A 21,191-nucleotide genomic window follows, 5' to 3' on the forward strand; every position below is an offset into this window, starting at 1 on the left:
AACAAAGGAAAAGATAATTGATTTTATCGAATCGATAGAAATTTACAATGTACAACCGCGGGCATCGCACACACCGCCCAGTTGCGCCTGCAACTTCGCCGGCTGGCCCAAAAAGCCCCCGATATCGATCACGGACAACTTGCCGCTGCCATCGTCGAGCACGAATGTGGGAAAGCCCTGCCCGCCCACCTGCGCCAGCAAGGTGCGGCTGGCATCGATGTGCTGCTGCGTGGCGGCGCCCGCCTGCAGCGCATACTCTGCCTGGAATGCAGCGCCATCCATGCCCAGTTCTTGTGCCAGCGCCAGCAGCACGGGCAAGTCGGCGATGCGCAAGCCGTCCACGTAATGGGCGCGCTGCACGCGCTGCAGCATGTCCAGGCCCTTGCCGGCCAGCATTTCAGCCGCCAGGATGGCCGTGATCGGCGGTTCGGAATCCATCATGGCCTTGGTGTCATTGAGCAAGCCGTTGACATAGGCGTCGCCGAATGGCTGGCCAGATAACTGCTCGATGCGCCGGTCATGCGGCAGCACATAGCCGCGCCATTCGGGCGTGATCTGGCGGCGATTGCTGCCCGTCATCATGCCGCCGCCGTGAAACGCCACCGTCAGACCGGGCACGGCGCGCGCCGCCTCGACCAGCGGCGCGGCGCCGTAGCACCAGCCGCACAGGGGATCGAAAATGTAGTGCAGTGTGGGCATGACGACCTCCCTGTTGCCGCTTACCATTTCATTTCGCCCTTGGCGACTTTTGCGCTAGTCTCCAGCGCGCCATCGAGGCCCAGGCTCGGGTAGTGCTGTTTCATGGCCTCGATCAGGGCGACCGAATTGGCGGCCTTGGCCGTTTCCGCTTCAAACGTCACCAGGTAGTCGCGCGTAAAACCGATGCTGTCGGACGTCAGGGACGAGCCCACCTTGAAGTGGCCGGGCACGACGGTGACCGGTTTCAGTGCGGCAATGCCATCGAGCGTCTTGAGCCAGTCCTGGCGCGATTGCGCGCTTTGCGTATCAGCCGTCCACACGTGCAAGTTACCAAACAGCACCACGCCGCCGACGACGGCCTTGATCGAAGGAATCCACACATAGGTGCGCGCTGGCGTCAGGCCGGCGATGTCCAGCGACTGGCCTTCCAGGGTGATGCGCTTGCCCTTCAGCGCATCGGGAATGACGATGCCATGCGGCGCATTGTCTTTCAGGATCGGGCCCCAGTAGGCGACCTTGGCCTCGGCCTTGCGGCGGATTTCCGCGACCGTTGCCAAAGTGGCGACGATTTTTGCCTGCGGGAAAGCGGCCTTGATCACATCGAGGCCAAAGTAAAAATCGGGATCGCTGTGGCTGATGTACACCGTCGTCAGTTTCTTGCCGCTGGCGCGGATTTTCTCCACCAGCTTTTGCGCTTCGGCGCGCGAAAACTGGGCATCGATCAGCACGGCATCATGCTTGCCTGCGACCAGCACGGAAGCGACGGGGAAGATGGCCGCTTCGCCCGGGTTGAATACTTCCAGGGTCAAGGGAGCGCTGGCGGCGGCCGAGGCGGCGCCGGCGGCAAACAGGGTGGAAACAAGAACGCTGCTGATGGATTTGGAGAACATGATGCGCCTTCACAAGATGATGGGATGCATGCATCTTACGTTGCTTAATCCGGTAGAAAAACCCAATAAACCGCAATAATTTGTTGCTTGATTCGACGCAATCATCGATTCAATCGAAGGCCGACAAACACGGCACAGTGCACTCTTCCACCGGGGAGGTGCGCTGAAACAACACGGCAGCGGACGCGCATCAGCATGTCAAATGTGTCACAGGGTCATGAGGGTGTCACATTGGATTGTTATCTTGCTAGCTCTTTCAAACCTAGCCGGATGAACCACATGACACGCAGAAAAATTTCCGTCGCTGGCTGCAGCGTCGCCATCACCCTGATGCTGGCCGCCTGTGGCAGCGATGCCAAAAAAGAAGAGGTAGTGGCTGAAGCGCCACCGAAAAACGTCATCTTCTTCCTCGGCGATGGCATGGGCCTGACCACCATGACGGCCGCGCGCATCTATTCGGTAGGCGAAGAGGGTGCGCTGACCATGGACACGCTGCCGGAAACGGCTTTCGTCAAGACCTTCTCGAACGATGCGCAAGTCACCGACAGCGCGCCATCGATGGCCGCCTACATGACGGGCGTCAAGATGAACAATGAAGTCATTTCCATGTCGGCCAACACGCTCGCCATCGATCCGGGCAAGGATGCCAACGGCAACAAGCTGGTCAACAAATGCGGCACCGGCAACGGCACGCCCGCCACCACTTTGCTGGAACTGGCCAAGGCCAAGGGCTACGCGGCCGGCGTCGTCAGCACGGCGCGCGTGACGCACGCCACGCCGGCGGCCACCTACTCGCACATCTGCCACCGCGACCTGGAAAACGATATCGCTGCGGCCCTCGTGCCAGGCGGCACCGGCTACAACAGCGCCCTGGGCACCACCGGCCTGGAAGTGGTGCTCGGTGGCGGCGCGCAATTCTTCAAGCCGTTCAAGGACGGCGGCAAGCGTTCCGACGACCGCGATCTGGTGGCCGAGCTGAAAGCGAAGAGCTACACCGTCGCCAACAACGCCATCGACTTCAAGGCCGTCGATGCTGCCAAGACGGACCGCCTGTTCGGCGTGTTCACCTCCAGCCACATGAGCTACGACCTGGACCGCGATGCGGCCAAGGAACCTAGCCTGGCGGAAATGACCACCAAGGCCATGGATGTATTGGCCAAGAACAAGAAGGGTTATTTCCTGATGGTCGAAGGCGGCCGCATCGACCATGCGCTGCACGAAACCACGGCCAAGAAAGCCTTGCAGGACACCGTCGCGTTCGATAACGCCATCAAGGCCGCCATCGAGAAAGCCAAGCTCACCGATCCGACCCTGGCCAATACCCTGATCGTCGTCACGGCCGACCATGACCACACTCTGGTACTGAACGGCTACGCCAAGCGCACGGGCAAGACGGCTGCCGGCAACGCTGGCGTGCTGGGCGTGGTGAAGAATTACGTGACGGGCGCGGTCGAGAAAGACCTGGACGGCGCACCGTATTCGATCATCGGCTTCGGCAATGGCGAGAACCGCACGCAATCGAGCCGCGCGGCCATGGCCGGCCTCGACGAAACCGTCACCGGCGCCAACACCTACCACCAGGAAGCGGTCATCCGCACCGCGGTCGGCAATGAAACCCATGGCGGTACCGACGTCTTCCTGGGCGCCATCGGCAAGGGTTCGGAAACCTTCCTGGGCACCATCGACAACACCACAGTATTCGGCCTGGTCAAGACCGCCGGCGGTCTGTAATCCCCAAGAGACAAGAATTGGACAAGCACATGAAACTTGCATCGAAACCCGCCGCTCTGAAATCGGCCCTGAAACTCTCCTTGCTGACCACGCTCGTGGCCGCCAGCGTCGCCAGCGCCTACGCCGCCGACGCCAAGAACGTCATCTTCTTCCTCGGCGACGGCATGGGCCCTTCCGTCGTGACGGCAGCGCGCATCTTCAAGTACAAGGAAGAGGGCAGCCTGAACATGGACAAGCTGGAACGCACGGCGCGCATCAAGACGTTCTCGCACGATGCGCAAACGACGGACAGCGCCCCATCGATGGCCGCCTACATGACCGGCGTCAAGATGAACAATGAAGTCATTTCGATGGCGCAAGACACCATCGCCAAGGAACCGGGCCGCGACGCCAATGGCAACCTGGGCGTGGACAACTGCCCGGCCGGCGGCAAGAGCGTGCCCACCATCCTGGAACTGGCGAAAGCCAAGGGCAAGGCCGTGGGCGCCATCACCACCACGGAATTGACGCATGCCACGCCGGCGACGACCTTCTCGCATATCTGCAACCGCAATGCGCAATACGCCATCGCCGCGCAAACGGCGCCGGGCGGCACCGGCTACAACACGGCCCTGGGCGACGGCGTGGACGTACTGATGGGCGGCGGACGCAACCACTTCACGCCATGGTCCGCCAGCAACAAGGGCGGCCGTGCCGACGGCCGCGACCTGCTGGCCGAATTCGCGGCCAAGGGCTACACCGTGGCCGCCAACAAGGCAGAAATGGCAGCCGCGCCGGGCAACAAGAAGTTCATCGGCCTGTATAGCGCGAAGAGCCACCTGGAATATGAACTGGACCGCACCGCCACGCCACCGCTGGGCGAAGGCGCGACCCAGCCTAGTCTGTCGGAAATGACGCTGAAAGCCATCGACTTGCTGTCGAAAAACAACGCTGGCTACTTCCTGATGGTCGAAGGCGGGCGTATCGACCACGCCTTGCACGGCATCAATGCCAAGCGCGCGCTGACGGACACCATCGCCTTCGACGACGCCATCAAGGCGGCCATCGACAAGGTCAGGGAAACCGATCCGAAGCTGGAAAATACCCTGATCGTCGTCACGGCCGACCACGACCACACGCTGGCGTTCAACGGCTACGGCAAGCGCGGCAACCCTATCCTCGACATCAACCGCGGCTACAAGGATAACCAGCCAAGCAAGGATGAAGACGGCAATACCTACACCACCCTGGTATTCGGCAACGGCCCGAACCGCCCTGACCTGCGCACCAACGTCGACAGCGCCACGGCCCTGTCCGACAACTACAAGCAAGAAACAGGCGTGCGCCTGGCCAGCGAAACCCACGGCGGCGGCGACGTCAAGCTGCTGGCCACGGGCGCCGGCGCCAAGGCCTTCAAGGGCACGCTGGACAACACCAGAGTATTTGACTTGCTGAAGGCGGCATTCGGCTTCTGATCTGCATCAACACGGTAACCCCACCGGGGCGGAAGGCAGTTTTGCCCTCCGCCCCCTTTGCACGATAAAGGCAACACCATGAAATCGACCCTGATCGCCGTCCTGCTCGCTGCCGGCTTCGCTGGCACCGCGCAAGCGGCCGCCCCTGCCGCCGACCTGGACCTGGGCATCACCTATTACAGCCGCGTGCTGACGCCGGAAGGCGTGACGCGCGAAAGCCGCTACGAAGAAAAAATGCTGCGCCGCCCCGGCCACGTGTGGGTCGAGCGCGTACTGGCGCCGGCCACCGACGCGCACGCGGGCCATAAGCATGGCGAAAACACCAAGGTGGCGTTGAAAACGTCGACTACGGCCACGCAGCAGGAGCACAAGCATTTCAATCCCGTGCTGATTCCCCGCCACGTGATGCTCGAAAAGAACACCGTGCGCGTGGAATACATCGATGCGCATGACAAGATCGTCGTCTCCATCCCCAAGGCCGAATACGAAAACGTGAATTTCGACGGTTCCTGGGAAAACAGTTTTTATCTGCTGGACCCGAAACTGGTGGCCGCCATGCCGCTGTCGAAACAGGCATCGAACGTGACGGGCGCGCGCTGGCGCGAAGTGGAAAAAAATGGCGTGTTCCAGCGCATCCTGTGGGATGAGCAAAAACAGATTCCCTTGATCATCGAAAGCGGCGACCGCGCGAACACCTTCTATCGCAGAGTCGACGTCAAGCTGCAGCCGACCGTCAGCAAGGCACAGCCGTGGGCCAACCTGCAACATTACGCGCAGCGCGAGTATTCCGACTACCTGGACTAAGCTTGACCGGTCCATGCCCGCTCGCTAGTATCGACAAGGTACACCAACGGGAGCGCAGCATGGATGAACAATTCGAGAATGGTTTGCGCATGCGCAAACAAGTGATGGGCGACGCCTTTGTCGAGCGCGCCTTCGCCCAGGTGGACGCCTTCACGGCGCCCTTGCAGGACTTCGTCACGCGCAACGCCTGGGGCACGACCTGGTGCCGTGACGGCCTGGATTTAAAGACGCGCAGCCTGGCGACAATTGCCATGCTGACGGCCCTGGGCCGCGCCCAGGAGCTGCGCGGCCACGTGCGCGGCGCAGTCAACAATGGCGCATCGATGCAGGAAATCCAGGAAGTGCTGCTGCACGCGGCCGTGTATTGCGGCATGCCGCTGGCCATCGACGCCTTCCGCTCGGCGCATGAAGTGCTCAAGGAAATGGGGCTGGTGACACCGGCCGCGCCATGTGGGGTCAGACCCGCCGGGGGAATACGCTCCAATGGAGCGCATTCCGATCCCGAAGGGACTGAACTCAGCTGAAAAAAAAGCCAGGGAGCGATCCCTGGCTTTCGTCTGGCTGGCGCCGGATTACTCCGCGGCCGCTGCCTTCTTCGCCGGTGCCTTCCTGGCGGCCGGCTTCTTCACGGCCGCAGCCTTCTTGGCCGGCGCTTTCTTCACGGCCGCCTTCTTGACCGCCGTTTTCTTCGCTGGCGCCGCGCCCTCTTCGCCTTCCACCTCAGTGGCTGCTGCCTTCGGCTTGGCGCCCGGCTTGGCCTTGCGTTCTTCAAACTCGAAGCTCACCTTGCCATCCTTGCCGCGCACGAGGAAGGCCTTGAACGGGCGACGGGTACGCTGGGAAACAAAGCCCGGCAGCAGATCCGTCTTGCCATCGTTGAGCAGTTTCGCCATTTGTTCCGGCAAGATTTCCTGCTGCAAGATGATGCGGCCGCTGCGGAAGTCGCATGTCTTCGGCTTGGCCATGCTGTGCTCGCACACATAGGCCAGGCCCATTTCATACACGCCGGCGTTACACTTGGGGCAAGGTCCCACGGGCGTCTGGCCCGTGAAATCGACGCCTTCGCCATCTTCGCTTTCGTCGTTCTGGCCGAAATCGAATTCCAGCTTGAAGTTCTTGATCTCTTCATCGCGCACGATGCGCAGGATGGCGGCGAACGGACGGCCCATCTTCGAACGGAAGCCTTGCAGCGGGCCGATGGTGCGGTCCTTCAGCAATTGTTCCACCTCGGCGATTTCGAACTGGCGCGAACCCGGCGTCTTGCTCATCGAGAATTCGCACTTGGTGCAGGCGAAACGACGGTAGTTTTCCTTCACCACGCCGCTGCAATTCGGGCAGGGCGTTTCCAGGGTGGCGTAGTCGCCGGGGATCGTGTCGTTATCGTATTCCTTGGCGCGCTTGACGATGATTTGCGTCATCTGGGCGATTTCACGCATGAATTCTTCACGCGAAATCTTGCCTTTTTCCATCTGCGACAGCTTGTATTCCCACTCGCCCGTCAGTTCCGGCGCCGTCAATTCATTGACGCCCAGGCCTTTGAGCAAGGTCATCAGCTGAGAAGCCTTGGCTGTCGGAATCAATTCGCGGCCTTCGCGGATCAGGTAGCGTTCCGTCAGCAAGCCTTCGATGGTGGCCGCGCGCGTCGCTGGCGTGCCCAGGCCCTTGCCAGCCATCGCGTCGCGCAGCTCGTCGTCGTCGATCAGCTTGCCAGCGCCTTCCATGGCCGACAGCAAGGTCGCCTCCGTGAAGCGCGCAGGTGGCTTGGTGACCAGACCATTGGCGTTGACGCTTTCCGTCTGTACTTTCTCGCCCTTGGCGACGGGCACCAGGTTGCCGTTGCCATTGTTTTCCTTGTCGGCGTCCGTCGACGCTTCCTTGCCGTAGATGGCCAGCCAGCCCGGATTGGTCATGACCTTGCCTTCAGTCTTGAACTGATGGCCGGACACTTCCGTGTAACGCGTGGTGACCTGGAATTCCGCAGGCGGGAAGAACACGGCCATGAAGCGGCGCGTGACCAGGTCGTACAATTTTTGTTCCGGCTCGGACAAATTCTTTGGCGCGATCGTCGTCGGGATGATCGCGAAGTGATCCGAGATCTTCGTGTTGTCGAAGATGCGCTTGTTCGGCTTGACCCAGCCCTTGTCGACGATCTGCTTGGCGAACTGGTGATAGTTGCTGTTTTCCTTGACCGTTTCCAGCGCCTGCAGCACGGTCGGGATGTAGTCTTCCGGCAAATGGCGCGAATCGGTACGCGGATACGTCAATACCTTGTGTTTTTCGTACAACGCCTGGGCCAGGCCCAGGGTATTTTTGGCGGAGAAACCGAAACGCGAGTTCGCTTCCCGTTGCAAACTGGTCAGGTCGAACAGGCCCGGTGCCATCGAGGTGGTCGGTTTCGATTCTTCCGTGACGATGCCTTGGCGGCCGCGGCAGGCGGTGGCGATCGAGTCGGCAGCCGTCTTGCTCCACAGGCGCTCGGCGCGCTTCTCGGGATCGTTTTCGTCCTTCTTGAACTTCGTGTCGAGCCAGCGGCCTTCATAGATGCCGGCTGCGCAAACAAATTCGGCGCGCACTTCCCAGAAGTCGCGCGGCACGAATTTCTTGATCTTGTCTTCGCGTTCGACGACGATGGAGAGCGTTGGCGTCTGCACGCGGCCCACGGTGGTCAGGTAGAAGCCGCCTTCTTTCGAATTAAACGCCGTCATGGCGCGCGTGCCATTGATGCCGATCAACCAATCGGCTTCCGAACGGCAGCGGGCCGCGTCCGCCAGCGGCAGCATTTCTTCATCGCTGCGCAGGTGCGAGAAACCGTCGCGGATGGCGCCCGGCGTCATCGACTGCAGCCACAATCGCTTGACCGGTTGCTTGGCCTTGGCGTTTTGCGCGATCAAGCGGAAAATCAGCTCGCCTTCGCGCCCCGCATCGCATGCATTGATGAGGGTGGTAACGTCTTTACGTTTGATCAGCTTGTTCAATACTTTGAGGCGCGCTTCCGTCTTGGCGATCGGGTTCAGCGCGAAATACGGTGGAATCATCGGCAAGTGCGCGAAACTCCATTTGCCGCGCTTCACATCGAATTCTTCCGGTACGGCGATCTCCAGCAAGTGGCCGACCGCCGACGACAGGACGTATTCATCCGATTCAAAGTACTCATCGTGCTTGGTGAAGCCGCCAAGCGTCTTCGCGATATCGTTCGCGACAGAAGGCTTCTCGGCGATGATGAGGGTTTTTGTCATATTTTTTAGTCTCGAAAAATGCTCTAGGATAGTTTCAGCATGCGCATCATACAGTGCATTGTCAGGCGCCGACGCTTTTGTCTGCGCAAGGCCCTGTGACTTGTGGTCTTGTCAAGCGGCCAATGATAAGCGCCTATTGAAGAATTCGGCAAGTTATCTGCAAGCAAGACTGCGCCAGCGCAAACACAATGGTCTAGCGGGCGCGCTGGTGCAGTACATCTTAAAGGGGATGGCGCGGCAGCGGCGCCAGGGTCAGGCCAACGGCTGCAGTAGCAGCCAGCCAGCGCTCTATATTAGTGTAGCAGGCGGGGAGGCAGGTCTTCGTCGTCTACGAACAGGTCGTCAAACATCAGGGCATCCGGTTCCTTGCCCTGGCTCCACAACAGCATCAGCACGATGACTTTCAGCTTGCCCAGCGAGACGGGCGCCTCGTCGAGCGCCAGCGCCCGTTCGATGACGATTTCGCGCTGCAGCGGCGAGAGCACCTTGGCGCTTTCCAGGAACTGGATGAAACCGATGGCGGCCGTGCCCAGCACGTCGCTTTCCTGCTGCACATAGAAGCGCGTGCCCGTGGCACTGGCCGTCAGGATTTGCTCGACGCCGGCCATGGCGTTCAAGTCCGTCAGCCACACGAGCGCTTCGGAAATCTCCACGTCGTCGAAACCGACGGCCGACAGTTTGCGCGCCAGGACGGCCGGCTCGGGGCAGGCGTCGGGGCGATAGTAAGTCTCGTAGAGGTACACCAGGATATCGAACATGGCTCTACTCTATCAGCTAAGTTCGCTGCGACACAAGGGTGTGCACCGACAAAGCGCGCCCGTGCGGCAAGGCCGCCACACAAGTGACTAGCTGTCATTTACAACGTTGAAACAGTCCTCCCGGCAAGCGCTCGACCAGGCCCGCCAGCTCCAGCGCCAGCAACTCACCCATCAGCGCGCCCATGGCCAGGCCGCTGCGCGCAGCCAGGGTATCGGCATCTAGGGGATCGTGGCCCAGTGCGGCCAGCAGCGGCGTCTCCACGACCGCCTCGTCCTGCTGCGCCGCCGGCATGTCCGCCGGCATCCCCAGCCAGGATAATTCCTGCAGCACGTCATCGGCCGACTCGACCAGCTTGGCGCCCTGCTTGATGAGCGCATGGCAACCCTTGGCCAGGGTGGCATGGATGGAGCCGGGCAAGGCATACACATCGCGCCCCTGCTCGCCGGCCAGGCGCGCCGTGATCAGCGAACCCGATTGCGCCGCAGCCTCGATCACCAGCACGCCGCGCGCCAGGCCACTGATCAGGCGATTGCGGCGCGGAAAGTTACCCGGCATGGCCGGCAAGCCCAGCGCGTATTCGCTGACGATGCAACCCTGCTCGGCAATTCTTTGCGCCAGATCAAGGTTGCGTCGCGGATACACCAAATCGGCGCCCGTGCCGATCACGGCCACGGTGGCGCCCGCGCCGCGCAAGCCGCCCTCGTGCGCGTGCGTGTCGATGCCCAGCGCCAGCCCGGAAATAATGGTCAAGCCTGCCGCGCTGAGGGCGTGCGCAAACGCGGCCGCATTCTGCATGCCCTGCGCACTGGCATTGCGGCTGCCGATGATGGCCACGCCGGGACGCGACAGCAGTTCCGCCCGCCCCCTGACATATAACAACAGCGGCGGATCGGCGATTTCCAGCAGCAGGGGCGGATACGCGGCATCGGCCAGGGTCAGCACGGCATTGCCGGGCCGTTGCAGCCACTGCAGGGTAAGCGCCAGCTGGCTGTTGGCCACCGGCTTGGGCGGCTGCACGATGGCACGCGCCACGCTGGCCGGCACCACCTCGCGCAAGGTCTCGAACGGCGTGGCGAAGATTTTCGGCGGCAAGCCGAAGCGGGCCAGCAAGGCGCGCGCCGCCACCGGACCCACGCCGGGAAGATGCTGCAGGCGCAGCCAGTCCGCCAGTTCCGTGGCTGTGTCTGCCGTCCTTGCAATTGCATGCATGGCAACCTCACTGTGTACTGTGCCATCCCATGCTAGCGCCATGGCGCGCACGCGATGCCGACGCGCGCAAGGATGCGTGCAATGGCGCTGCAAAACGGTCCCTCATCCACAGGGCCATGGGCGTCTGTGATAAAATTTCCCTTTGCAGCAAACGAATAGTGCACTGGCAAACGCATCTGCCGCGCCGTTGTGCCATACGCGCCCAACCGTAGCGTACTCAAATAAAATAGCCCTGCCATCGTTCGCATGGCCCAGGCATGAATAATCCGGCGCACCGGCGCCCACCTTAACCAGTCGAATCCGTATGTCCATATTAAATATCCTGCGTTACCCCGATCCTCGCCTGCACACGATCGCCAAGCCTGTCACCGAATTTGACGCGCGCCTGCAAACCCTGATCGACGACATGGCCGAAACCATGTACGACGCCCCTGGCGTCGGCCTGGCCGCGTCGCAAGTGGACGAACATATCCAGATGATGGTGATCGACATCACCGAAGAGAAAAACCAGCTGCAAGTGTTCATCAACCCGGAAATCACCTGGGCCAGCGAAGAAAAACAGGTCTACGACGAAGGCTGTTTGTCCGTGCCTGGCGTCTACGATGGCGTCGAGCGCCCGGCCCGCATCAAGGTGCGCTCCCTGGACCGCCACGGCAAGCAGTTCGAGCTGGAAGCCGATGGCTTGCTGGCCGTCTGCATCCAGCATGAGATGGATCATCTGCTGGGCAAGGTATTCGTCGAATACCTGTCGCCGCTCAAGCGCAACCGCATCAAGGCCAAGATGATCAAGGAAATCCGTGGTCTCGAGCGCGAAGCGAGCCTGCGCGCACAGAACCGCCGCTTTTAAGCTGCTTTTGCAATACTACTGATAGACTGACCGTCACACCACGCCAGCCTGGCGCCTCCGGCACAGGCCTGCGCACCTCACGTCAAGGAAGCATATGAAAGTGATCTTCGCAGGCACGCCTGAATTTGCCGCCACGGCCCTGAAAGACTTGCACGAAGCGGGTTTTGACATTCCGCTGGTGCTGACCCAGCCCGACCGCCCTGCCGGACGCGGCATGCAACTGCACGCCTCGGCCGTCAAGCAATACGCGCAGGAACACGGCATCGACGTGCTGCAGCCCTTGTCCCTGCGCATGGACAGCAAGGACCCGCAGCGCGCCGCCGAGGCAAAGGCAGCCCACGAGCGCCTGCTGGCCACCGATTACGACGTAATGGTCGTGGCGGCCTACGGCTTGATCTTGCCGCGCAGCACGCTCGACATCAAACCCTGCATCAATATCCACGGTTCATTGCTGCCGCGCTGGCGCGGTGCGGCACCGATTCACCGCGCCATCGAGGCCGGTGACGATGAAACGGGCGTGACCATCATGCAAATGGAAGAAGGCCTCGATACGGGCCCCATGCTGGCCATCGAGCGCACGCCCATCGAAGCGGGCGATTCCACCGCCAGCCTGCACGACAAGCTGGCCACCCTGGGCGGCAAGATGATCGTCGAGACCCTGCGCAAGATGCAGCAGCAGCCGCTCGAAGCCGTGCCGCAACCGGAAGCGGGCGTGACCTACGCGGCAAAGATCGCCAAGGATGAGGCGGCGCTCGATTTCAGCCAGCCTGCGCTGGAACTGGGCCTGAAAATCCGCGCCTTCAATCCGTTTCCCGGCGCCTGCGGCCAGGTCGATGGCGTCACCATCAAGATCTGGGCCGCCGAGGTAATTGAAGCAGACAGCAAGGAAGCGCCAGGTCAGGTGCTGGCGGCCGATGCCCAGCACGGCATCGTCGTGGCCTGCGGCAATGGTTCCTTGCGCCTGACGGAACTGCAAAAACCGGGCGGCAAGCGCCTGCCCGCAACTGAATTCATCAAAGGCTTCCCGCTGGAAGGAAAACGTTTCGTTTAACCAGGCAAACCATACCGGCGGCAAGTGCCCATGGACCAGCTGACCGCCTTGCGCGCCCTGCGCCGCGTCGTGGAACTGGGCAGTTTCACGGCCGCTGGCGCCGCACTGGGCATGTCCCACTCCATCGTGTCGCGCCAGATCCGCCAGCTGGAAAGCCAGCTGGGCGCCCAGTTGCTGAACCGCACCACGCGCCGCTTCGCCTTGACGGCCGCAGGCCAGGAATACTATCTGGCCAGCCGCGACATCCTCGACGCGCTCGATGCGGCCGACCGCGCCGTCGCCATGCACCAGGCGCAACCGTCCGGCAGCCTGCGCATCAATGCACCGATGGCTTTCGGCACCCTGGAACTGGCCGCCTGGCTACCCGGCTTCAACCGCCAATACCCGCACATCCACATCGACCTCGTTTGTAATGACCGCATCGTCGACCTGATCGACGATGGCTTCGACGTGGCGCTGCGCCTGGCGCGCGGCTTGCCTGATTCCACCCTGGTGGCGCGCCAACTGGCCAGCAGCCGCACGCTGGCCGTCGCCTCGCCCGTCTACCTGGCGCGCCACGGCCGTCCGGCCACGCCGCAAGACCTGGCGCAGCACAATTGCTTGATGTACACATCGGGCGACAAGCCGGCGGAGTGGCTGTTCACGGATAGTGATGGCGCCGCGCACAAGGTGGCCGTGCGCGGCAACCTGCAAGCCAATACCAGCGTCGCCCTGCGCGAGGCCGCCGTGGGCGGCATGGGGATTGCCGGCGCCGCCGACTTCATCGTGCGCGAGGCGCTGCGCAGCGGCCAGCTGGTCGAAGTGTTGCCCGGCTACACCTTGCGTCCACGCACCTTGTACGCACTGTATCCGCACAGTCGCCAGCTGTCGCCGAAGGTCAGGGTCTTCGTCGATTTTGCCGTGCAGCACTATCAGGATCGCCACTGGGATTGATCACGGCTGCTGCAGCGCCTTGCGCACGGCGCGAAACTGCTGCGTCAAGCCGCCATAGCCCCAGGCCGCCTGGCGCGCGTCATGCACGTGAATGTAGCTGACGTCATGCAAGGCCCCGAGGCACTCCTGCATGGCGGCGAACACGGCGGCGATATAGGCAGCCTTTTCCGCGGCCGTGTTCGTTTCATCGCTGATCAGGATATCGAGGAAAAAACTGGCCTTGCCCTGAGCTTGCAACGAGGGGCCGCCGACAAACCAGTGCGCCGCATCGGCATGGCTGATCGCCACCGACGTCAATTCGGGCGCCTTGTGCAGCAGCCGCGCCGTCAGGCCGCTCAGGGCGGCAGCGATGGCGGCTGACTGGCGCGCATCGGGCGCGGTGGACAAACGCAGGTTCAGGATGGGCATGGGACGCTCCGCAAGTGGATGAAGGCCCATTCTAGGCAGGCGGAATGAAAAGTGGCAGCCCTCGCCAGGCACAGGATCTGTGCAGTTTGAGCACCAATGCCTGCGCACCATAAAAAAGGGCTTGCCACGGCAAGCCCTTTTTGCGTCCAGCACCCTTGCCTAGCGGCGCTGCACCTTCATCAAACGTCCGCCCACGGACGACGACAGGCTGACCTCGAAACGCCCGCCGGCCGGCAAGGCGCTCGCGTCGACGCTGGCATTGCCCCCCGTCAAGCCGCTGGCGAGCAGCGTCTTGCGGCCATCGGCGGCCACGTGCAGCACGGCCGCGTACGGCTCCGCTTGCGCATCCCAGGCCAGCCCCAGCTTGCCGCCGCTTTGCGTTACCTCAAAGCTGCCATCGTTGGCAGCCTTGCTGCGGCGAACCGGGCGGTCCAAAGTAGTCAATGGCTTGCCTTTTGATAATACTTTCACGTCGCTGATGTCGCCCGGGTTGGCGAAGCTGACGCGGAAGTGGCTCATGGCGCTGCCGCCATGGTCAGCCACGGTTACGGCATCGAAGGGCAAGTCGATAGTCGCTCCCGACGCCGTCAGGACCCGCAGGGTGTACGCCTGGCCGCTGCCGCTGGCCGCTGCGCCCACACGCGTGGACGAGGCAACGGCTGGACGCAAGGCCACGCCAGTCGGCGTGATGCGGCCGGAAATGGTCAGGTAGCCATTCTCGGCCACGGACATGCTGGCGGCCAGCACATTGCTGCGCGTCACTTGCGTGCTGCGTTTTTCCAGGAATTGCTGCACCCGCGCATAGCTGTAGTCGGAGAACCAGGCGCCGCTGCAATAGCTCATCACGTCCGTCATCGGCGTGCCGCCATACACTGCCTTGCTCAGCTGGCCGATGTTGCCCGCATAGTCGCTGTTATACAGGGGTTGCGGGCCGAGCTCGCCATTTGCATACGGGTAATCGGCAGCGGCGCCGGCCGGGCCGCCGCAGGCAACGTGCTGCAGCGAGTGATTGTGACCCAGCTCATGCACGAGCGTGGTCAGCCATTCTGGCCAGTCATTGCCGAAGGGATCGACCGATGCGATGCTGTTGAACCTGGCGTCCAGGCCGATGGCCGAGGTGAAGTCGTAGCCGCTGCTGCGCTGGTTGATGTAGGCCAGGCCGGCGGCACGCGTGGCGGACATCTTCGGCACGAAACCATAATAATAGGCGCCGCTGTCTTCCTGCGCGCGCTTGCTTTCCAGCTTGCCCAGGGTATCGCTCCACCAGCTGTCGGCCGTGCTGCTGCCAGGCATGCTCAGCGCAGCGCGCGTGGTGATGCTGATGTTTTCCGTCGCATACGGATACACGCGCAGCAGCGCGGCGCGGATATCCTGGGCGTCAGGCAGTTGTGCCACGCCATCATCGGTGCTCAAGGGTACGAGCACCAAACGGATTCTGGCCAGGCTGGCCACCACGGGCGCCGCTTCCTGGCTCAATTGCACGCCGTCATTGCCGACGGCCGTTACGCGCACGCGCACGCCGGGCAAGATCCAGCCAGCGGGCAGGATGGCACTGAAATTACCGTTGAAACTGTAATCGCTTTTCGCCGTCGGCAAGACCGATGGGCCGCTCATGCTGATGCTACCCAGGTTGCTGCCATTGGCGGCGGTCGCAACCAAGGTCACGGCGGGGCTGGCCTGACCCGCTTGCGTGGCCAGCACGGACACGCGCACGGCGGCCGGCTTGCCGCGCGTCAGGCGCAAGGCCATATTGCTGGCATTCAGGTTCATTACCTGCGCGAAATCAATGCTGCCCAGGGTGAAGGCCGACACCGTGCCCGCATTGACGGCGATGCGCGCAGCAGCTGACAGCATCACATCGCCCGTTGCAGAGCTTGGCGCGGACAGCAGCAGTTGGTTGGCACTGGCGCTGACGATGACGGCTGGCGTAATGCCCACCGAAGCCGAGCTGACCTGGTCAAGATTGCTGCCCTGCACCGTCACCGACAAGGTCCCGCTCCCGCTGTTGACGGCCGACGTGATCGATGTCACTGACACGCTCGCCAAGACCTTGTATGTATCGCTGCTAATGACATCGTTGTACGGACCGCGCACCGTCAGCGACCCCGTTGCCGCACCCAAGGGCACCACCACGGTCACGCTGCCGGCCGTCTGGCTTTGCGGCGTCGCCGCCGCGCCATTGCCAAACTGCACTGCCGTCACGGCGCCCATGCCGCCGCCCGCGATCGTCACGCTGGAACCGACGCCACCCGTCAATGGCGCGATGTTGCCCACGCTCAATGGCAGGTACACATTGACGTTATAGCTGGTGGCCGCCGTGCCGCTGGCGCTGACCAGGCTCAAGGCGCCCGACACGGGCACACCCGGCATGGCCAGGGTCACGCTGGTATCGCTGGCGGCGCTGGTGGCAAGCGTCACGCCGCCCACCTGGAAGGCAGTGACGCGGCTCAGATTGGCACCCGTGACCACCAGGCTGCCACCCACGGCAACATTCGCCGCCGAGACGGCCGTCACGGCGGGAATCACGACGGGATTGCCCGAGGTGGTCGCCACTATGGTATCGCCACCGCCACCGCCGCCGCCGCAGGCGGACAGGCCCAGCATGAGAAACAATGCAACAAGCAAATGGTTTTTCATGGCTGACATCCTTGCTGATGCAGCGCGATGCCGGGGAGGACACGAGAGAAATGTGACATATTGGTGACTTTTGGTGAGAATTTAATTTCAAGGAACCAACATTATCGGTTAATTCGATTCCATAAGACAACTATTAATGCTTTTGATTTAATTTGTTTTGATAATAATTAAAAGATCTACCTGGCAAACTTTATTTTCAGCATTACAGATCTCATTCTGCATTGCCTTACACCACAATTATTTTCCTTTGCAGCTATTGCCATTCCATTCATGAAAAATAATCGGAGCGGATACAAATAATGTGGAAAATTTTCCACAGCATAGAGGACATGCCTTCCTGCCAAACTTGGCGGAAGAATTAACATTTTGAGTAAGATTTTCAGGAATGGCATTTTCAGGTGCGGCCGCGATGTTGCCACCGCAGCGCTGGCCTTGGCGCCGTTGTGTTGCGCGAAACACGGCAGACTGGCCGGCGGCCGCTTTTGCTTAAAACCAAAGCAGCCTGATGCCGTATAATTTTAGACCCGGTGAAATCAGGCGATTGCCACCTTCTGCCTGCCCTATCCGGCTGGCACTCTCCGTCAGCTGATCCTGCTGGCCCGCATCCGCCTCGTAAAGTCTTGTCACCGCGCAGCCGCCCGTTTGCCTATTGAAAGCATGAAATGAACGATACCGTGATCCCCGCCATGTCCCCGACCGAAGCCACCTTGCGCGCCATTCTGGCGCAGCGGATCATGATTCTCGACGGCGCGATGGGCACGATCATCCAGCAATACAAGCTCGACGAAGAAGCGTACCGGGGCGGCCCCGCTGGCCGCTTCATCGATTTCGCCGCGCCGACCGATAGTGGCGCGCGTGAACTGTTCGTCAAGGGCAATAACGAGCTGCTGACCCTGACGCAGCCGCACATCATCCAGGAAATCCACGAGCGCTACCTGGCGGCGGGCGCCGACCTGATCGAAACGAATACTTTCGGCGCCACGACGATCGCGCAAGACGATTACCACATGGCCCACCTGGCTTATGAAATGAATGTCCAGGCGGCCAAGCTGGCGCGCGCCGCCTGCGACAAGTATTCCACGCCGGACAAGCCGCGCTTCGTCGCTGGCGCCCTGGGCCCCACGCCGAAGACGGCATCGATCTCGCCCGACGTGAACGACCCGGCCGCGCGCAACGTGAGTTTCGACCAGCTGGTGGCCGCCTATCTGCAGCAGACGCAGGGCCTGGTGGAAGGCGGCGCCGACGTGCTGCTGGTGGAAACCATCTTCGATACGCTCAACTGCAAGGCGGCCCTGTTCGCCATCGACCTGTTCTACGAGCAAAACCCGCATGTCGTGCGCCTGCCCTTGATGATTTCCGGCACCGTCACGGATGCGTCGGGCCGCATCCTGTCGGGCCAGACCGTGCCCGCCTTCTGGAATTCCGTGCGCCATGCGAAACCGCTGACCATCGGCCTGAACTGCGCGCTGGGCGCCGCCCTGATGCGTCCGTACGCGGAAGAGCTGGCCAAGATCGCCGACACCTTCGTGTGCATCTACCCGAACGCGGGCTTGCCCAACCCCATGAGCGACACGGGTTTCGACGAGTTGCCAGCCGACACGTCTGCCCTGCTGCGCGAATTTGCCGACGCGGGCTTTTTGAACATGGCGGGCGGCTGCTGCGGCACCACACCCGAACACATCGCCGCCATCGGCGAGTTGCTGTCGAAAAACACGCCGCGCACCGTGCCGGCCCCGTCGCACGACCTGCGCCTGGCCGGCCTGGAACCGTTCGTCGTCAACGAAGCATCGCTGTTTGTCAACGTGGGCGAGCGCACCAACGTCACGGGTTCGAAGGCGTTTGCGCGCATGATTCTCAACGAGCAATACGACGAAGCCCTGTCCGTGGCGCGCCAGCAAGTGGAAAACGGCGCGCAAGTGATCGACATCAACATGGATGAAGCGATGCTCGACTCGCTGGCGGCCATGACGCGCTTTTTGAACCTGATCGCCTCGGAACCCGATATTTCACGCGTGCCCATCATGGTCGACTCGTCGAAATGGTCGGTCATCGAAGCGGGCTTGAAATGCGTGCAGGGCAAGGCCATCGTCAATTCCATCTCGATGAAGGAAGGCGAAAAGGAATTCCTGCGCCAGGCGAAATTGTGCCGCCGCTATGGCGCGGCCGTGATCGTCATGGCCTTCGATGAAAAAGGGCAAGCCGATACCTTCGAGCGCAAGATCGAGATTTGCGCCCGTGCATATCATTTATTGATCGATGCACTGGACTTCCCGCCGGAAGACATCATTTTCGACCCGAACATCTTTGCCGTCGCCACCGGCATCGAAGAGCACAACAATTACGCCGTCGACTTCATCAACGCCACGCGCTGGATCAAGGAAAACTTGCCGTACGCGAAGATTTCGGGCGGCGTGTCGAACGTATCGTTCAGTTTCCGCGGCAACGACCCGGCCCGCGAAGCCATCCATACCGTCTTCCTGTACCACGCCATCAAGGCCGGCATGACCATGGGCATCGTCAACGCCGGCATGGTGGGCGTGTACGACAACCTGGACCCGGAACTGCGCGAGCGCGTGGAGGACGTGGTGCTGAACCGCCGCGAAGATTCGACCGAGCGCATGATCGAGTTTGCCGGCACCCTGAAAGCGGGCGGCAAGGCCGAGGCGCAAACCCTGGCCTGGCGCGAAGGCACGGTGCAGGCGCGCCTGTCGCACGCGCTGGTGCACGGCATCACGCAATTCATCGTGGAAGATACGGAAGAAGCGCGCCAGGAGCTGCTGCACAATGGCGGGCGCCCCATCCACGTGATCGAGGGTCCCTTGATGGCCGGCATGGACGTGGTCGGCGACCTGTTTGGCCAGGGCAAGATGTTTCTGCCGCAAGTGGTGAAATCGGCGCGCGTGATGAAGCAGGCCGTGGCCCACCTGATTCCGTATATCGAGGAAGAAAAGCTGCTGGAAGAAAAGCGCACGGGCATCGTCGCCAAGCCGAAGGGCAAGATCATCATGGCCACCGTGAAAGGCGACGTGCATGACATTGGCAAGAACATCGTCACCGTCGTCCTGCAGTGCAATAACTTCGAAGTGGTCAACATGGGCGTGATGGTGCCGTGCTCGGAAATCCTGGCCCGCGCCAAGGTGGAAAACGCCGACATCATCGGTCTGTCGGGCCTGATCACGCCGTCGCTGGAAGAAATGGCGTATGTCGCCAAGGAAATGCAGCGCGACGAACACTTCCGCATGCTGAAGATTCCCCTGCTGATCGGCGGCGCCACCACCAGCCGCGCCCACACGGCAGTGAAAATCGCGCACAACTACGAAGGCCCCGTGATCTACGTGCCGGACGCCTCGCGTTCCGTGTCCGTGGCGCAATCGTTGCTGACACCGGAACAGCGCGACAAATATGTGCAAGACATCGAACTCGACTACGCGCGCATCCGCGAGCAGCATGCCAACAAGAAGGCGCTGCCCATCCTGCCTTTGGCGCAAGCGCGCGCCAACAGGATGATCGTGCCCTTCGACGGTCCGTGCACGCCCGTGAAACCGAAGTTCATCGGCCGCCGCGTTTTCAAGAATGTCGACCTGGCCGCCCTGGCCCACTATATCGACTGGGGTCCGTTCTTCCAGACCTGGGACCTGGCCGGCCCCTTCCCCGCCATTTTGACCGATGAAGTGGTGGGCGACGCAGCCACCAAGGTGTACGCGGAAGGCCAGGCCTTGCTGAAAAAACTCATCGACGGGCGCTGGCTGACGGCCAATGGCGTCGTGTCCCTGCTGCCAGCGAACAGCGTCAATGACGACGATATCGAGGTGTACACGGACGATACGCGCAGTACCGTCGCGTTTACGTATTACGGCATGCGCCAGCAAGGCGTCAAACCTGTGGTCGACGGCGTGCAGCGGCCGAACCAGTGCCTGGCGGACTTCATTGCGCCGAAGGCATCGGGCGTGAAGGATTACATCGGCATGTTTGCCGTCACCTCCGGCCTGGGCATCGAAAAGTACGAAAAACGCTTCGAGGATGCGCACGACGATTACTCGTCCATCATGTTGAAGTCCTTGGCCGACCGCCTGGCCGAGGCGTTTGCCGAATACCTGCATGAGCGCGTGCGCAAAGACTTGTGGGGCTACGTGCCCGACGAGCAGCTGGGCAACGACGACATGATCGGCGAAAAATATGTCGGCATCCGCCCCGCGCCCGGCTACCCGGCCTGCCCCGAGCATACCGTCAAGAAAGAGATGTTCGAGGTCATGCAAGCCGAGGAAATCGGCATGCTGTTGACGGAATCGTACGCCATGTTCCCCGGCGCGGCCGTCTCCGGCTTCTATTTTGCCCACCCGGAGTCGAAATACTTCGTCGTCGGCAAGATCGGCATGGACCAGGTGGAAGACATGGCCAAGCGCCGTGGCGCCAATATCGAGGACGTGGAACGCTGGCTGGCGCCCAATCTGTCATAATATGTACAAGGCGCGCGGAACTTATCGCGCGCCGCAGCGCACTAACGCAGTATGCCGGCCGGCATGCTGCATGCCC

Annotated in this window: 14 protein-coding genes and 1 pseudogene; 8 read left to right on the top strand and 7 right to left on the bottom strand. The window is 61.8% G+C overall.

Annotated elements, in window-relative coordinates; genetic code table 11:
* Positions 1–42 precede the first annotated feature (42 nt).
* Positions 43–699 (bottom strand): DsbA family protein, encoded by a 657-nt coding sequence (locus ACQ4WP_RS09590; protein WP_436519992.1) that lies wholly within the window; start codon positions 697–699, stop codon positions 43–45.
* 20 nt (positions 700–719) lie between these two features.
* Positions 720–1,589 (bottom strand): MBL fold metallo-hydrolase, encoded by an 870-nt coding sequence (locus ACQ4WP_RS09595; protein ID WP_436519994.1) that lies wholly within the window; start codon positions 1,587–1,589, stop codon positions 720–722.
* Positions 1,590–1,868: 279 nt separating this feature from the next.
* Between ACQ4WP_RS09595 and ACQ4WP_RS09600 the strand changes: the two genes are divergently transcribed.
* The 4 genes and pseudogenes from ACQ4WP_RS09600 to pcaC all read left to right on the top strand — a co-directional run.
* Positions 1,869–3,320: an alkaline phosphatase gene (locus ACQ4WP_RS09600; RefSeq protein WP_436519996.1), complete on the top strand. Its 1,452-nt coding sequence runs from the start codon at positions 1,869–1,871 to the stop codon at positions 3,318–3,320.
* Positions 3,321–3,388: 68 nt separating this feature from the next.
* Positions 3,389–4,774, top strand: coding sequence for an alkaline phosphatase (locus ACQ4WP_RS09605; protein WP_436520122.1), 1,386 nt, complete (start codon positions 3,389–3,391; stop codon positions 4,772–4,774).
* A 78-nt stretch (positions 4,775–4,852) separates the two neighbouring features.
* Complete coding sequence (locus tag ACQ4WP_RS09610) at positions 4,853–5,578, top strand: hypothetical protein (RefSeq protein ID WP_436519998.1); 726 nt, start codon at positions 4,853–4,855, stop codon at positions 5,576–5,578.
* Between the two features lie 59 nt (positions 5,579–5,637).
* Positions 5,638–6,018: pseudogene (gene pcaC / locus ACQ4WP_RS09615) on the top strand (4-carboxymuconolactone decarboxylase); the annotation flags it as partial.
* Between the two features lie 132 nt (positions 6,019–6,150).
* On the opposite strand, the gene ACQ4WP_RS09620 reads toward pcaC, so the two are convergent.
* The 3 genes from ACQ4WP_RS09620 to dprA form a co-directional block, all read right to left on the bottom strand.
* Positions 6,151–8,814, bottom strand: coding sequence for a DNA topoisomerase III (locus tag ACQ4WP_RS09620; protein WP_436520000.1), 2,664 nt, complete (start codon positions 8,812–8,814; stop codon positions 6,151–6,153).
* Positions 8,815–9,107: 293 nt separating this feature from the next.
* Positions 9,108–9,572, bottom strand: coding sequence for a Smg family protein (locus ACQ4WP_RS09625; protein ID WP_436520002.1), 465 nt, complete (start codon positions 9,570–9,572; stop codon positions 9,108–9,110).
* Positions 9,573–9,666: 94 nt separating this feature from the next.
* Positions 9,667–10,782 carry a DNA-processing protein DprA gene (gene dprA / locus ACQ4WP_RS09630; protein WP_436520004.1) on the bottom strand — a complete coding sequence of 372 codons (1,116 nt, stop codon included), beginning with the start codon at positions 10,780–10,782 and terminating at the stop codon, positions 9,667–9,669.
* A gap of 304 nt (positions 10,783–11,086) precedes the next feature.
* Here dprA and def point away from each other — a divergent pair, with 304 nt between their 5' ends.
* The 3 genes from def to ACQ4WP_RS09645 all read left to right on the top strand — a co-directional run bounded on the left by def (position 11,087) and on the right by ACQ4WP_RS09645 (position 13,613).
* The gene (gene def / locus ACQ4WP_RS09635; RefSeq protein WP_436520006.1) at positions 11,087–11,629 is read left to right on the top strand and encodes a peptide deformylase; all 543 of its coding nucleotides are present in this window, start codon (positions 11,087–11,089) and stop codon (positions 11,627–11,629) included.
* Between the two features lie 94 nt (positions 11,630–11,723).
* Entirely contained in the window at positions 11,724–12,680 is a 957-nt protein-coding gene (gene fmt, locus ACQ4WP_RS09640) for a methionyl-tRNA formyltransferase (protein WP_436520008.1), read from the top strand.
* Between the two features lie 30 nt (positions 12,681–12,710).
* Positions 12,711–13,613, top strand: a complete 903-nt coding sequence (locus tag ACQ4WP_RS09645; protein WP_436520010.1) for a LysR family transcriptional regulator — start codon at positions 12,711–12,713, stop codon at positions 13,611–13,613.
* On the opposite strand, the gene ACQ4WP_RS09650 is transcribed toward ACQ4WP_RS09645, so the two are convergent.
* Together ACQ4WP_RS09650 and ACQ4WP_RS09655 are read right to left on the bottom strand one after the other, a co-directional pair.
* The gene (locus ACQ4WP_RS09650) at positions 13,614–14,021 is read right to left on the bottom strand and encodes a tautomerase family protein (RefSeq protein ID WP_436520012.1); all 408 of its coding nucleotides are present in this window, start codon (positions 14,019–14,021) and stop codon (positions 13,614–13,616) included. It lies immediately after the preceding gene.
* A 159-nt stretch (positions 14,022–14,180) separates the two neighbouring features.
* On the bottom strand, positions 14,181–16,658 hold the full coding sequence (locus ACQ4WP_RS09655; RefSeq protein WP_436520014.1) for an IPT/TIG domain-containing protein: 2,478 nt from the start codon (positions 16,656–16,658) through the stop codon (positions 14,181–14,183).
* A gap of 662 nt (positions 16,659–17,320) precedes the next feature.
* On the opposite strand from ACQ4WP_RS09655, the gene metH reads away from it, so the two are divergent.
* Entirely contained in the window at positions 17,321–21,115 is a 3,795-nt protein-coding gene (metH, locus tag ACQ4WP_RS09660; RefSeq protein ID WP_436520016.1) for a methionine synthase, read from the top strand.
* Positions 21,116–21,191 lie beyond the last annotated feature (76 nt).

Origin of the sequence: Janthinobacterium lyxosi (assembly GCF_051380665.1) — a bacterium.
In the GTDB taxonomy this organism is placed as follows: Bacteria; Pseudomonadota; Gammaproteobacteria; order Burkholderiales; family Burkholderiaceae_D; genus Janthinobacterium.